Origin of the sequence: Microcystis ichthyoblabe FBCC-A1114 (assembly GCF_050500245.1) — a bacterium.
Classification (GTDB): domain Bacteria; phylum Cyanobacteriota; class Cyanobacteriia; order Cyanobacteriales; family Microcystaceae; genus Microcystis; species Microcystis ichthyoblabe_A.
Genome location: NZ_CP191408.1, coordinates 3,915,823 through 3,930,053 on the forward strand (window position 1 = coordinate 3,915,823; position 14,231 = coordinate 3,930,053).

General features: G+C 44.6%; 9 protein-coding genes and 4 pseudogenes. 6 read left to right on the forward strand and 7 right to left on the reverse strand.

Going from position 1 to position 14,231, the window contains the following annotated elements; genetic code table 11:
• Window positions 1–100 precede the first annotated feature (100 nt).
• Window positions 101–1,033, reverse strand: coding sequence for a LysR family transcriptional regulator (locus ACQY1Y_RS18945; RefSeq protein ID WP_002751599.1), 933 nt, complete (start codon window positions 1,031–1,033; stop codon window positions 101–103).
• Window positions 1,034–1,264: 231 nt separating this feature from the next.
• Here ACQY1Y_RS18945 and ACQY1Y_RS18950 point away from each other — a divergent pair, with 231 nt between their 5' ends.
• The 5 genes and pseudogenes from ACQY1Y_RS18950 to ACQY1Y_RS18970 all read left to right on the forward strand — a co-directional run.
• A complete protein-coding gene (locus ACQY1Y_RS18950) occupies window positions 1,265–1,555 on the forward strand; it encodes a hypothetical protein (RefSeq protein WP_036396345.1) in 291 nt (96 codons plus the stop codon).
• A gap of 94 nt (window positions 1,556–1,649) precedes the next feature.
• Window positions 1,650–2,771 carry a sodium-dependent bicarbonate transport family permease gene (locus tag ACQY1Y_RS18955; RefSeq protein WP_002757699.1) on the forward strand — a complete coding sequence of 374 codons (1,122 nt, stop codon included), beginning with the start codon at window positions 1,650–1,652 and terminating at the stop codon, window positions 2,769–2,771.
• Between the two features lie 75 nt (window positions 2,772–2,846).
• Window positions 2,847–3,185 (forward strand): P-II family nitrogen regulator, encoded by a 339-nt coding sequence (locus ACQY1Y_RS18960; RefSeq protein WP_002736019.1) that lies wholly within the window; start codon window positions 2,847–2,849, stop codon window positions 3,183–3,185.
• A 126-nt stretch (window positions 3,186–3,311) separates the two neighbouring features.
• Entirely contained in the window at window positions 3,312–4,727 is a 1,416-nt protein-coding gene (locus tag ACQY1Y_RS18965; protein ID WP_042790746.1) for a cation:proton antiporter, read from the forward strand.
• Window positions 4,728–5,132: 405 nt separating this feature from the next.
• Window positions 5,133–5,610, forward strand: a pseudogene (locus ACQY1Y_RS18970) (IS1634 family transposase); the annotation flags it as partial.
• 6 nt (window positions 5,611–5,616) lie between these two features.
• Here the strand turns inward: ACQY1Y_RS18970 and ACQY1Y_RS18975 are convergent.
• Window positions 5,617–6,600, reverse strand: a pseudogene (locus ACQY1Y_RS18975) (IS30 family transposase); the annotation flags it as partial.
• A 103-nt stretch (window positions 6,601–6,703) separates the two neighbouring features.
• On the opposite strand from ACQY1Y_RS18975, the pseudogene ACQY1Y_RS18980 reads away from it, so the two are divergent.
• A pseudogene (locus tag ACQY1Y_RS18980) lies at window positions 6,704–7,477 on the forward strand (IS5-like element ISMae4 family transposase); the annotation flags it as partial.
• 305 nt (window positions 7,478–7,782) lie between these two features.
• Here ACQY1Y_RS18980 and ACQY1Y_RS18985 read toward each other — a convergent pair.
• The 5 genes and pseudogenes from ACQY1Y_RS18985 to ACQY1Y_RS19005 all read right to left on the reverse strand — a co-directional run.
• Window positions 7,783–8,120 (reverse strand): annotated as a pseudogene (locus ACQY1Y_RS18985) (ISKra4 family transposase); the annotation flags it as partial.
• Between the two features lie 347 nt (window positions 8,121–8,467).
• Window positions 8,468–9,940, reverse strand: a complete 1,473-nt coding sequence (locus ACQY1Y_RS18990; protein WP_002736650.1) for a hypothetical protein — start codon at window positions 9,938–9,940, stop codon at window positions 8,468–8,470.
• Between the two features lie 336 nt (window positions 9,941–10,276).
• Window positions 10,277–11,521 carry a M23 family metallopeptidase gene (locus tag ACQY1Y_RS18995; protein ID WP_430013354.1) on the reverse strand — a complete coding sequence of 415 codons (1,245 nt, stop codon included), beginning with the start codon at window positions 11,519–11,521 and terminating at the stop codon, window positions 10,277–10,279.
• A gap of 45 nt (window positions 11,522–11,566) precedes the next feature.
• Window positions 11,567–12,280, reverse strand: a complete 714-nt coding sequence (locus ACQY1Y_RS19000; protein WP_430013355.1) for a biotin--[acetyl-CoA-carboxylase] ligase — start codon at window positions 12,278–12,280, stop codon at window positions 11,567–11,569.
• 1,294 nt (window positions 12,281–13,574) lie between these two features.
• On the reverse strand, window positions 13,575–14,219 hold the full coding sequence (locus ACQY1Y_RS19005; protein ID WP_002759710.1) for a histidine phosphatase family protein: 645 nt from the start codon (window positions 14,217–14,219) through the stop codon (window positions 13,575–13,577).
• Window positions 14,220–14,231: the final 12 nt, after the last annotated feature.

Sequence of the window (14,231 nt, forward strand, 5' to 3'; positions counted from 1 at the left end):
GAGAATCGATCGCCTTGAGGATCTCGCTGATCGGTTTCCCCGCGCGATCGAGTTCTTGATCTCCACCTTTTCGGATGGGAGATAGATCGAGCGCTTGCGCTTACCGAATTCGACTTGATCGGGGGTCTGTGGGTACATACACCCCTAATTCCCCTGAGAGGAGATAATCAAGAAAAGTCTTGGCGATCACGGATAGTTTTTTATCCTTGGGATAAACCACATACCAATGGCGTTGGATGGGAAAGTCTTCCACGTCAAGGATGGTAAATTCCCCATTGGGAGGATCTAAATTTAAGACGTGCTGAGACAGAACCGAGATTCCTAAACCACCGGCGATCGCTTGTTTAATGGCTTCATTATTGCCGATTTCCAAACGCAGAGATACAGTGATGCCATGGTCGAGGAAAATTTGCTGTACTGCCCGTCTAATTCCCGATCCCATTTCCCGCATAATAAAAGGTTCCCCTTGCAGTCGTTTAATTGGAATTTTTTTCTGTCCCGCTAGGGGGTGATCTTTGCGAGCAATAACCACAAGGGGATTTTCCAGAAACGGTTGAATATCGAGGTTTAGCTCTTGGGGGGGTTCGCTTAAAATATATAGGTCATCAACATTATTGATCATCCTTGCTTCTAGGTCTTGGTGATTGGTCAATTCTAGGGACACATCCACCCCTTCGTACTGTTGACAAAAAGGACCTAGGATCTGAGGGATTAAATATTGGGCTGTGGATACCGCCGCTAAACGCAGTTTACCCTGTTTAATGCCCTTGATATCGGCGATCGCCATCTCAAAGTTATCAAGATCCTTGAGGACTGCTTGACAGGTGACTAATAAACTGCGTCCGGCCTCGGTTAAATACAAACGTTTGCCTATCTGTTCAAATAAGGGTAAACCCACTGATTTAGTCAGTTGTTTCATCTGGGTGGAAACGGTGGGTTGGGTGATCGATAGTTCTTCAGCAGCCCTGGTGAAACTGCCATGACGAGCGGTCGCTTCAAAGACAATCAGTTGATGTAAAGTGGCGTGAATCAAGAGAGGCCTCTAGAGAGCTACACTTCTGTTACTGCCTTGAGGAGCTTTGCTAAACAGAAGCAGGAATGGAGGGGAACGAGTGAAAACCTCCCCACCCCGCTTACATCATAGGTTTAAATCAATACTTTTGTAAAGATATATCGATTTAAACTCAATTTACAAAAATTTGCTTGTCAAGATATCCGTTCTAGTATAGATTTATAACAATCGATCTTTAAAAACCATAAAGTTTTGTCTATCAAGGCTGGTCTGTCAACCGCCGGCTTTGTTGTGGCAAAAAATCCTTTGCTCAGTTGGATTCTCATGGAAATAACCAATCGTATTCACTTTGACAATTTGCGGGGTGGTATCTTCGGTGGTCTAACAGCTGCCATCGTTTATCACCCTCTAGCTCTCGCCTTCGGGGTAGCTTCTGGGACGGCGATCGGGGCCAGTTCAACCGCCAAAAATCCCGAATTAGGCTTACCTGCGGACTTGACACTGTCCAAAGTTCTGCCCGCAACAGGTTTGCTTAAGGGGTAAAGAGCCTTACTCTTACTCTCTTTCAGCTTTTGAAGGTTCATTTAGTCCGTTTATATTCAATACTCCTCATCAGGGGAGGCTTAAGGAGGTATTCGTGGATTTTTTCTCATTGTTTGTCATGGACTTTATCCAGCAGTTGCAGTCGCCAACGCTGGCCTTTTTGATTGGTGGCATGATCATTGCCGCTCTCGGTAGTGAATTGGTCATTCCCGAGTCGATTTGTACGATCATTGTCTTCATGCTGCTAACCAAAATCGGTCTGACCGGCGGGATTGCCATCCGCAATTCCAACCTGACGGAAATGGTATTACCAATGATCTTTGCCGTGATAGTAGGGATTATTGTGGTCTTCGTCGCCCGCTATACCTTGGCCAATCTGCCGAAGGTGAAAGTGGTGGATGCGATCGCTACTGGGGGGTTATTTGGAGCCGTGAGTGGCTCGACAATGGCCGCCGGTCTGACGGTACTCGAAGAACAAAAGATCCCCTACGAGGCCTGGGCCGGCGCACTCTATCCCTTTATGGATATCCCGGCGCTGGTAACGGCGATCGTGGTGGCTAACATTTATCTTAACAAGAAGAAGCAGAAAGAATCGGCCTACGACCGCGAGTCTTTTAGCAAGCAGCCGGTGGCGGCCGGGGATTATTCCGATCAGCAGGATTATCCCAGCAGTCGGCAGGAGTATCTCAGTCAGCAGCAGCCTACGGATAATCGGGTCAAGATCTGGCCGATCATTGAAGAAAGCCTTCGCGGACCTGCCCTATCGGCCATGTTATTAGGTCTGGCTTTGGGCATATTCACCCAGCCGGAAACTGTCTATAAAAGCTTCTACGATCCCCTCTTTCGTGGCTTGCTTTCAATCTTGATGCTGGTCATGGGGATGGAGGCTTGGTCAAGGGTTGGCGAACTGCGTAAAGTAGCCCAGTGGTATGTCGTCTATAGCGTCCTAGCACCCTTTGTGCATGGTCTAATCGCCTTCGGTCTCGGCATGGTTGCCCACTACGCCACCGGGTTCAGCTGGGGCGGTGTCGTGGTTCTGGCCGTCATCGCTTCCTCTAGTTCCGACATCTCCGGGCCGCCCACGTTGCGGGCCGGTATCCCCTCGGCTAATCCCTCCGCCTATATAGGCGCGTCCACGGCCATCGGTACGCCCGTAGCGATCGGCTTGTGCATACCCTTCTTCCTTGGTCTCGCCCAGGCCCTCAGCGGCGGCTAGGATTGTGGTCTGTGGGCGCTCCCTTGACGGGGCTTACCAAGCAAATAAATGTACACATTTAAGGAGATAATCAACATGGCCAAACCAGCCAAAAAGCTCGTCATCGTCACAGAAAAGATTTTGTTGAAAAAAGTCGCCAAGATCATCGAAGAATGCGGGGCGAGTGGTTACACGGTGATGGATACTGGCGGTAAAGGCAGTCGCAACGTGCGCTCGTCAGGACAACCCCACGTTTCCGAAACCGACAGTAATGTTAAGTTCGAGATACTTACCCCCGATCGAATTATGGCCCAAAATATTGCCAAGCAGGTTGCCGATCAGTTTTTCCTCAATTTTGCGGGCATGATCTATCTCTGTGATGCGGAGGTTCTGTACGGACAGAGTTTCTGTGGACCAGAGGGCTGTGAAATCTAGACAACTAAGCTTGTCTTGATCCGGGCCACCGCATCCCCAGCCTGACTGTCCTTGAGCGGTGGCCCTTTTTCCTATCCCCCAGTTTTATGACCACCTGAAATCTTTAACCCTCATCCCTTTAAACTGATGATTTTGTCCCCTATTCTGCCTCCTTCGATCGGGGAGATAGCAGCCCCCATGACTCCGCTCCCCTTGCTTGCCACCGTTGTGGCCGAGGATTCACCGATTATTCTCTCTGGCGTATTGCTGACACTGGTGGTGATTTATCTGGCCAGCAAGCTCGGCGCAGAGGCCGCCCGACGATTGGATTTTCCGCCCGTACTGGGAGAACTGGTCGCTGGTGTGATCGTCGGCGTTTCGGCCTTGCATCTGCTCATCTTTCCCGAAGGGGGACTATCGGCCTCGGACTCGCTGATTATGACGGTACTGCAAGGATTGAATCAATTGGCCCCGGCTGCCGTGGACCGGATCTTTGAGTCCCAAAGTGAAGTGATTTCGGTTCTAGCTGAAATCGGTGTGATTATTCTGCTGTTTGAAATTGGCCTAGAATCCGACCTCCGACAACTCAAGGAAGTGGGAATTCAAGCCACGGTTGTGGCCTGTGTGGGGGTTGCGGCACCTTTTGCGGCAGGTACGGCCGGGTTAATGCTCGTCTTTCATGTGGCGGCTATCCCGGCGATTTTTGCAGGGGCTGCCTTGACAGCAACCAGTATCGGTATTACCTCGAAGGTGTTGTCCGAGTTAGGTCAACTCAAATCCAAAGAAGGGCAAATTATTGTCGGTGCAGCGGTGATCGATGATGTCCTTGGTATTATTGTTCTGGCTGTGGTCGCTAGTTTAGCCAAAACTGGTGAGATTGATGTGACCAATGTTATTTATCTGATTGTCAGCGCTACGGCCTTTTTGATCGGATCAATTTTGTTGGGAGGTATTTTTAACAAAAGTTTTGTGGCGATCGTGGAGCGGCTGAAAACTCGGGGAAATATTGTTATTCCGGCATTTGTCTTCGCTTTCTTTATGGCATTTTTAGGCAATGCTATTCATCTTGAAGCGATTTTAGGGGCCTTTGCTGCGGGTTTGGTGCTTGATGAAACTGATACCCGCAACGAGTTGGATGAGTTAATTAAACCGATCGCCGATTTGCTTGTACCGATTTTCTTTGTGACGGTGGGAGCGCGTGCCGACCTCGGTGTTTTAAACCCAACGGTACCGGAGAATCGGGCTGGACTTTTGATCGCTGTCTTTTTGATGGTTGTGGCGATTATCGGTAAACTGGTGACAGGCTGGGCAGTTTTTGGCATATCCGGAATCAATCGCCTCGCCATCGGTGTGGGTATGATTCCCCGGGGTGAGGTGGGTCTAGTTTTTGCCGGGATTGGCTCGGCCAGCGGAATTTTGGATAAGCCTTTGGAAGTGTCGATTATTATTATGGTAATCCTGACTACTTTCCTCGCTCCTCCCTTCCTCAGAGTCGCTTTTGGTAAGACGGAAACTGTTGCCGAAACCCTGGAAAGCAAGGGGCCAGCTAATCCTATTCCTTAATTTTGCGGGTAAAATCTGATTTTTTAGACGAGGCTGAAGCATTTTCAGCCTTTTTACAAATCTATGCTCAGGATAAGGGAGCGATCGAGGTAAGATTTGAGAGTATCTAATCTTTTTCCTATGTTCGAGCAGACATTTAATACCAATTCTCCAAAGTCTGACTACAGAAGTTTAATCCCCCTAAATCCCCCTTAAAAAGGGGAACTTAAAGGGGGATTTAAATTCGATGTGTAGTTTTCATTTAGAGAAATGGTATAACTGAACTTCCCCCATACATATATACTATAATAGCCGAAAACCCTTATCCATCAATGGATACGCCCCTTAACTTTTCTTAATGTACCCATGTAATTTGTAACATTTCTTAATGGACAAGAATTCTCTCTATTTGCTAGAATGGTGGTCATGTATATAGAAAAAGTTCCTAACCGTAATTCCCCCCCCCGCCGTTCTTCTTCGGGAGTCCTACCGAGAAGGAGATCAAGTCAAAAAAAGAACCCTGGCCAATCTCTCAAAATTACCCGATGATATTATCGACAATTTGAAACTGGCTCTCAAAGGGGCAACACTGTCCATGAATGAGGGCATTCCCAATCATTTTGAAGTGATTAGAAGTCTTCCTCATGGTCATGTGATGGCTATTTTAGAGACGATTAAAAAATTAGGTTTAGATAAAATAATCAGTGAAAAATCCTCACGAATCAGAAACTTAGTAGTGGCGATGATTGTGGCAAGAATCATCAATCCTAAATCGAAACTAGCCACAGCGAGAGGGTTTAATAGCGAGACTTGTAGTCAGAGTTTAGGACAATTGTTAGACTTAGAGAAAGCCGATGAAGACGAATTATATAACGCCTTAGATTGGTTATTAGAAAAACAAGAGGCCAATTCAAGTCTGAATTGCATCACTGTCTGATCTACCTTTATAGAATACCTCATTCGGGGTACGATAGTCAAGACATTTTCGAGGACGATTGTTAATCAAGTTTACGGCTCTTTCCACCTCCTCTGGCTTAACGATTTTAAAATTCGTTCCCTTAGGGAAAAATTGTCTTAACAGTCCATTGGTATGCTCGTTTAATCCCCTCTCCCACGAATGATAAGGAGTAGCAAAATAAAAATCTGCTCCTAGTTTCTGACTCAACTCTTGATGTCCACAAAATTCTTTAACCTTGTCACAAGTAAAGGTTTTTCTTTTGTCAGGGTGAATCTCTTGAAAAAGTTTTTCTGTGACTCTATTGATTTCCGATGCGGTTTTGTTTTTGGCTAATCCTGCTACTAAAAATTTCGAGGCTTTATCTACATGAGTAACGAGAACTCCTAGATGATTGCCTCCAATCATTGTGTCACTTTCCCAATGACCGATTTCAGTTTTCTGGTCAGCAATTACTGGTCGCTCGCTGATATCTACACGCCCTGGAATCCCTCCACGCTTACTTTTTGCTCCGCCTCGACTCTTTCTTTGACAAAGCCCCCGGCGTAAATATTTCTGGTACTCTCCACATCCGTGATAGTTCTGATAGATCATTTGATAGATGGTTTCGTGACTGAGAGATTCTTGACTGGCTCTTTTCAGACGACCTGCTATTTGTTCGGGACTATGATAATCTTTCAATCCTTCTTTGACCAACTCTAAGGCTGACTCGCTGACATTTTTAAAGGGTTGTTTGGCATTTTTTCGCCTTGTCTCGCTTTCAGCTTGTGCTGTGTCAGGTAGATAGCAGCCAAGAGAACTTTGATTCCTTTTTAATTCCCGTGATATTGTGCTTTGATGACATCCGAGCCAGACGGCCATTTGCCGTTGAGATAAATTTCCCTTCTGACTAAGTTGGTAGAGCAAGTTTCTTTGTTCTATGTTAAGATGTTGAGGGCTTCGTTTTTGGGTCTGATTTGTTTTTGTTAATGATCAGACAGTACCTGATGAGCCTTTCTTTGTCAACTCTTGAGGTTGATGCGTTTCATTTTTGAATTGGCGTAGAAAGATGGTAGAATCAGTAAAAAGTGTTGAAGCCGACTCTAATTCACCATCTAAAATGGGACCGAAACCTAAACTATCTATAGAAGAACAAGTTTTAGTAACGTTAGAATATTGGCGAGAATATAGAACATATTTTCACATTGGGACAAGCTGGGAACTATCAGAATCAACTATATGTCGGATTGTAAATAAGACGGAAAAAATGCTTTTACAATCGGGAAACTTCCGTTTAAAAGGAAAAAAAGCTTTACTCAATCAAGCAGAGATACCGGTCGTAACGGTAATGGATGTAACGGAAACTCCCATTGAACGTCCCCAAAAGAAACAGAAAGATTTTTTTTCGGGTAAAAGAGGTTATCATACTTTAAAATCCCAATTAGTAGCTGCTCAAAATACAGAGGAAATTATCTGTGTCTTTTGTGGGAAAGGTAAAGGTCATGATTTTAGTTTATTTAAAAAAAGTCGAGTTCGTTTTCATCCTTTAACTACCAGCATAGAAGACAGTGGTTATCAGGGAATAGCTGCATACCATAGTAATAGTTATACACCGAAAAAGAAATCGAAAAATAGAAAATTAACAGAGTTAGAAAAAGAGTATAACAAGGCTTTAGCCAAAGAAAGGATTATCATTGAACCTATAAATAGGAAACTCAAAATCTTTAAAATCTTATCCTGTAAATATCGGAATCGTCGTCGAAGATATAGTTTAAGAGTTAACTTGTTGGCGGCTATTTATAACTGTGAGTTAGGGATAGGTATAGCAGCTTCTTAAAAGTTGCCTAAAGATTAATCAAGTCAAGGAGAATTTATTCTCAATTTTTATAATTGAGATAGTTTGTGCCGCTTAAATAAAGAGGTTTTGATAACCAAATTAAAGCAGCTCTAAAGAGTTTTGAGTTAAAAGTTAAACTTCAAGTTTTCATTCAGGACGAATGTACTGATTAACTAATTTTTTGGGGAAAATTAGTTAGCCCATCATTATAACATATAATTAATTTGCAAGAGTTCTAATAATTAACTGAAAGTCCCTCCCATTATTGTTTCTATCGTTTGTTTTCGGATTTATGCAAGAGGTCTCTTGTAAGAAACCGTGGCACTTAACCTTAAACAACATTCCTCTAAAGCTGGACTAATTCTTTGATGGGATTCCAGATGTAAATACTCCGCTTGTTTTTCGGTGACGGGTAGTTGACCGATTATACTTTTTAGAATTCTTTCTCGTCCCGCTTTTGTTCCCGTTGTTTTTTCGATAAAAAAATTCCTAATTGGGGGGTAACATAATCTAAAGTCTGTTGTCGGATCGTTTTTTCAATATCCCCTAAACTGGCTAAGTCTTCGGGAGCGGCCTCTTGATAGAGAATTTCGGCGATTCCTCGGGCGTATTCTTGGAGTTTTTTCTGGTTTTCTGGGTTCATTGACCGTTTCCTCCTTTGATATATCCCTATTTTACTCGATTCTTCTACCGGTCTCCAGCGCACTCTTCTGCAAAACTGACTTGCTCCCAAGATAGACTCTCTCTCACCAGCCGAGAAATCCTTTGTCGAAAGGTATTATTTAATCTTTCAATAGGCGCGCTCTATCTGCACTGAATAGAATTTAACTTGGTATTACTAAGGCTGCGAATGTATGAAAACGCATCAATTGGGCAAAAGCTCAACAATGCTTTTTTAAGCTCCAAAAACCGCTATATTTGTAACCCAAAACAAATTAATTCTGATTAGAGTCAGTGTTTGTAGGCGCTTTTGCCGGTGGCGATTGATGTTCACTTATCGGAACTAGGAAGAACAATCTGTCTTTTACTTAGCTGTTGCCAAATATCTACTAGGAAAACTAGCAAGAATAGATGAACAGCACCTAGAAACTGATGTCTTTCAAAGATAAAGAAGAACTTGGGTAATAAGGGAATATTCGGTGGTTTTTGAAAACCTAAATACTGTTGTGCTTGTAGCACATAAGCATTAGATACTTGGGAATAAAGAAAACAACCGTAGGCAAAAGCAGCAAATAAAGAGGCGAGTAGGGCGCGTCTGGATATCAAGAAATCCTGATAGTAGAGCCAGATAATACTGATCAGGATAAAAGGATAACCTATATAGAGATAGCGCTGATGAGTGCCACTGAGAAGAATATTAAAACCTAGGTAACTTAGTCCATGGAAAAGGCAGAGAAGTACCATTAAATAGGTAGGATTATATTTAGGGCTAATCGCCTCGGTTTTGGTGGCGAGAATTTGCCAAATCTTGATTAAACCTGTACAGATAAGAAAACCCATGAAACCAGCATAGAGTAAAAGCCCTGCTTGGTGAGGGCTGATACCTTTTTTCCAGCTACCCAGTTGCAAATCCATAAAAGGTACTCGGGAGGAAGCACGGGGTTCTAAACCGAGAAATATCCAGATATTAAAGCCATTTCCTGAGATTTTGTCACCGTGACCACTACCAGATTTTAAGACAAAGAGGAAACTAGACTGAATCAGTCTGAGGGGAACCGCAAATAAGCTATCTAGGTAGAGGAAAAATCCGAGGCTTAAAAGTAGAGTTGCTCCCAGCCAGATTAAGCCTTTAGTCTGGTATCTTTGCTGGAATTTGTAACCTGTGGTGAGGATAAGTAGGGCAAAAAAGGGTAGGGAAAAAATAAAGAGTTGTTTAGTGAGAATAAATAAGACTAAACTAAACATCCCCAGGAGAAACCAGAGGATATTTTTGAGCAGAGTGTTTGTCTCACTCCAAGATTGGAAAAAAGCAATGGTCGCCAGAAGGCAAAATAATAAGCCTACGTTGTCAATCTGTCCCCAGAGAGAACCTGCCGCCCAGATAAATAGCACTAGGGTTATGCTTAAACCGATGATTACGGGGCGTTTGAATTTTAAGATTCTCGCTAGGTAGGTGAGAAGGAGAAAATTGACAGCATCAACAAATGCTAGGTAAAAACGGAAGTAGTAGATAGCTTCGGTTTTTTCGCTAATTCCCAATAGGGATTTTATCGCCGCAATTACGCCGCCACTCGCCAGTATACCTATACTAGGATAGTTGGGGACTTTGCGAGGACAATCCATATATACTTTACCTGCTGCGAGACAATCCCCCCATCTACTAAATTGGAAGACATCGGTAACGTGGTAAATGGGGAGAAAATAGACCAAAATAAAGGGTAGGGCCACTCCTAGCACATAGGCAAAGGGGATGAGGAAATTATTTTTTTCCCCTCGGTTAGTTGAGTCTAGAAAGTTTTTCATTATTTGGTAGGGTTTGCTGAAAAAGTCGCTCAAGTAATTGCAGCACTTTGCAGAACTGATACCATTTTTCTTTATTCGTGGCAGGTATCCCAGTCCCCTCTCCTTTTCTGGGAGAGGGGTTCGGGGTGAGGGTAATTAACCATCTCTGCCATTACTTTAGAAAAATGGCATGAGAGGCATAATAACAGCAATGGGGGAAATAGTTTCTCGAGTGTTTCTTGCTTACTAGCATCAAGCCAAGATGTAAGATAGCTTTTAAGGCTTCTTCCCTTTTCGGGGCGAGTTTTTTCACGAGAGATTTTAATTCCCACCAAAGATGTTCTATTAGCTCACCATTCAATTCTGATTAGAGTCAGTGGCTGTGGCCATTTGCATTCTCTGCACCAGATTATCGAGGGCTAATTCTAGATGCAAACCGGCATCCACGGCGGTCCAACCCTGTTCGGTTAGGTGTCGCCATTCAAAGTGTAGGTGCGGACCAGTAGAAACTCCCGTACTACCCACGCGACCGATAACCGCTCCCTGTTCCACCCATTCTCCCGGTTTGACGGTAATTTCCGAAAGGTGGGCATAACGAGATTCTTGACTACCATCGAGGTGACGCAAAATCACCGTTAATCCGTAACCTCCCAACCAGTCGGCGGTGGCCACTTCCCCTGCGTAGGCGGCTAATACAGGTGTTCCCATCGGTGCGCCTAAATCAGTACCCGCGTGCATGGCCCGATTCCCGCTGACCGGATGATTTCGCCACCCGAAAACCGAGGTAATTTGGGCGGGAAGAGCGAGGGGAAAGAGTAAATCCGTGCGTTGAGTTTGGTTAGAATCCGTGGGACTTAAACGGGTGGCCCGCTCATAGGTGGTCGCTTCGCTGATGGCCTCCACTTCTGCGCGAGTCACCGGGGCCAAAGCTAATTTTACGCCATTCCATTCCGGGGGATTGAGGGCTACCACCTGACTTGGAATCACCGTCGGGGCGGCCAGACGTACTGGGGAGCTAGAAGCGACGAGAGTGGGGGCATAACGACGCAGGGAATTATGAGCGATAACCGGCTGATTTTGAGACCGCCGTCCTACCCGCACGGCCGGATTAGGATTGAGACGCACCCGGGCCAGATTAACCGGGGGTAAGGGTTTGGCCACAGTGCTGACCGGCTGACGACGGGAGGCCCGGGCCGCCAGATTACAGCTACCTCCTACCAGTTGACCATTTTGGGCGATGGTTTGGCAACCACTGCGGCGCTCGGTGACGACAACGGAACTGGGGGGGTTAAAGTTTCTAGTATCGATAAAATTATTTTTACCGCCGGCCCGGGGGGCAAGGGTAGGCATATCGGTTTGATGGTTTTCGGGGATAGCCAGACGGGGGGCAGGATTAGTATTTTCTTTGATAACGGGGGCTTTCAGAGTCGGGGCGGGATTTTCCACTACCGGGGTTTCGCCGCCAATTTCGGAATTAGCGATCGCATTGGGAGCAAGAGTAATCAGACCGCTGACCACTAAACCGAGACCACTGCATAAACTCAGCTTCTTTTTTAAGGATTTTCCGAGAAAAAGTTTCAATATCACCGATGAAGGATACATAGGGCGGCCTCACTTCTCACAGTTTAGTCAAAAAAATATTTAGACTCAATTATAGCCGAGACTGACCCTACCGGCCGGTATATAGATTTCGCTACTGGCATTGTCCGAGGTTAATTTAACTTTTAATTCCCCTCGATCGCTTACCCCAGTTATTATGCCCTGATAGCCCTCAAAAGCTATCTTTTGACCAAAATTGGCAAAAAGTTCTAAATAGGAGGCTAATAGGGCTTTTATGCCGCGATGACAGTAATATTCATAGCCGTATAGGATAGCATCGCTGGTGAGAGAGGTTAACTGAGCGATCGAGGTACTTTTATTGCCAGTAAAAGCCTGTAAATTAATACCCGTGGGGGGGACAGGATTAGACCAATTGAGGCCTACTCCGATGACTGCTTGCGGGATTTTTTGACCCTGAATACGGGTTTCTAGGTTAATTCCCCCTAGTTTGCGCCCTAGTAATACTAAATCATTCGGCCATTTGATTTTAACAGGTATTTCCTGACAATTCAGCTGATGAGCGATGCCCCAAACTGTAGCGAGAACGAGATGGGCAGATTTATCCACCTCTAAATCCAGATTTAAAGCCAAAGATAAATATAATCCTCCCGGTTCAGAAATCCACTCCCGTCCCCATTGTCCCCTCCCGGCACTTTGTTGACTAGCAGTCACCACAAAAGGCGGCTTTTCCCCCGACTCTAATAATTCCCATGCTTTAGTATTAGTGGAAGGTAATAGCTCAAAGTGATGGATTTTGGTCATAAATTGGAAGTGGGGAGTATTTTCAGTGATCAGTAAACAGTAATCAGTGACCTGATACGGCCATCCGTTGAGTATAGGCTAAATATCAGGACAGGCAAAAGGCAAGAGGCAAAAGGCAAAAGAGGGAATAGATAATCAGTTTTTAATAACCGGATTGAGTATGAAAACTGACATCTGATCACTGATAACTGAATCACTGATAACTGATCACTGATAACTGATAACTGACCAAAAGCTTGGATTGAATGATCAAGTGGGAAGTAATACGGCCATCCGTTGAGTATAGGCTACATATCAGGACAGGCAAAAGGCAAGAGGCAAAAGGCAAAAGAGGGAATAGATAATCAGTTTTTAATAACCGGATTGAGTATGAAAACTGACATCTGATCACTGATAACTGAATCACTGATAACTGATCACTGATAACTGATCACTGATAACTGATAACTGACCAAAAGCTTGGATTGAATGATCAAGTGGGAAGTAATACGGCCATCCGTTGAGTATAGGCTACATATCAGGACAGGCAAAAGGCAAAAGGCAAAAGAGGGAATAGATAATCAGTTTTTAATAACCGGATTGAGTATGAAAACTGACATCTGATCACTGATAACTGAATCACTGATCACTGATAACTGATAACTGATCACTGACCAAAAGCTTGGATTGAATGATCAAGTGGGAAGTAATACGGCCATCCGTTGAGCATAGGCTACATATCAGGACAGGCAAAAGGCAAGAGGCAAAAGGCAAAAGAGGGAATAGATAATCAGTTTTTAATAACCGGATTGAGTATGAAAACTGACATCTGATCACTGATAACTGAATCACTGATCACTGATAACTGATAACTGATCACTGATAACTGATAACTGACCAAAAGCTTGGATTGAATGATCAAGTGGGAAGTAATACGGCCATCCGTTGAGTATAGGCTACATATCAGGACAGGCAAAAGGCAAGAGGCAAAAGGCAAAAGAGGGAATAGATAATCAGTTTTTAATAACCGGATTGAGTATGAAAACTGACATCTGATCACTGATAACTGAATCACTGATAACTGATCACTGATAACTGATAACTGACCAAAAGCTTGGATTGAATGATCAAGTGGGAAGTAATACGGCCATCCGTTGAGTATAGGCTACATATCAGGACAGGCAAAAGGCAAAAGGCAAAAGAGGGAATAGATAATCAGTTTTTAATAACCGGATTGAGTATGAAAACTGACATCTGATCACTGATAACTGAATCACTGATCACTGATAACTGATCACTGATCACTGATAACTGATTAGGTGCAGGGGAGAGAACGCAGGTACTCACTGAGGTGGGAACGTAAACCGATGCCATGGAAAAGCGGGCCACGACTGCCTAATTCGACAATACTGACGGCGGCCACGGGCATTTCAAATCGATCGCGATAACGGCCCACATCAATGCCCATCAGACTACAGAGCATGATCCGGATGGTGGCCTTGTGGGAAACGATCAAGATATTGCCATCACTGTGGGTGTGTTCAATTTCCTCCAAAACGGCCGCGGAACGACGGGCGATATCGATCCCCCTTTCCCCGTTGGGGGGGGCATTCCAAGCCGGATCCGTCAACCAGCGTACATAGAGATCATGATATTGACGATCGATATCGTTGGGGTGCATACCTTCCCAAAGACCATAACCGATCTCTTGTAATCCCTGGCGGATTTCTAATTTCAGTCCCACCGCTTCACAGAGAGGTTTAGCGGTTTGAATAGCTCTTTGGAGGGGACTGACGTAGGCCGCACGCCAAGGTAAAGAACGATAGACATCAGCGAATTCTTCCGCCATTTCGATGCCTTCGGCAGTCAAACCGGGATCATTTTCTGGAGTACCACAGTATCCTCCCGTTTTGCTATAGGCTGTCTGTCCGTGTCGCAGAAAATATAACATCAAGCACATAGTTTTTCAGGA

Coding starts and splice junctions, on each gene's coding strand:
- ACQY1Y_RS18960 (WP_002736019.1), top strand. CDS start 2,847: ATGGCCAAACCAGCCAAAAAGCTCGTCATCGTCACAGAAAAGATTTTG.
- ACQY1Y_RS18965 (WP_042790746.1), top strand. CDS start 3,312: ATGATTTTGTCCCCTATTCTGCCTCCTTCGATCGGGGAGATAGCAGCC.
- ACQY1Y_RS18990 (WP_002736650.1), bottom strand. CDS start 9,940: ATGAAAAACTTTCTAGACTCAACTAACCGAGGGGAAAAAAATAATTTC.
- ACQY1Y_RS18995 (WP_430013354.1), bottom strand. CDS start 11,521: ATGTATCCTTCATCGGTGATATTGAAACTTTTTCTCGGAAAATCCTTA.
- ACQY1Y_RS19000 (WP_430013355.1), bottom strand. CDS start 12,280: ATGACCAAAATCCATCACTTTGAGCTATTACCTTCCACTAATACTAAA.
- ACQY1Y_RS19005 (WP_002759710.1), bottom strand. CDS start 14,219: ATGTGCTTGATGTTATATTTTCTGCGACACGGACAGACAGCCTATAGC.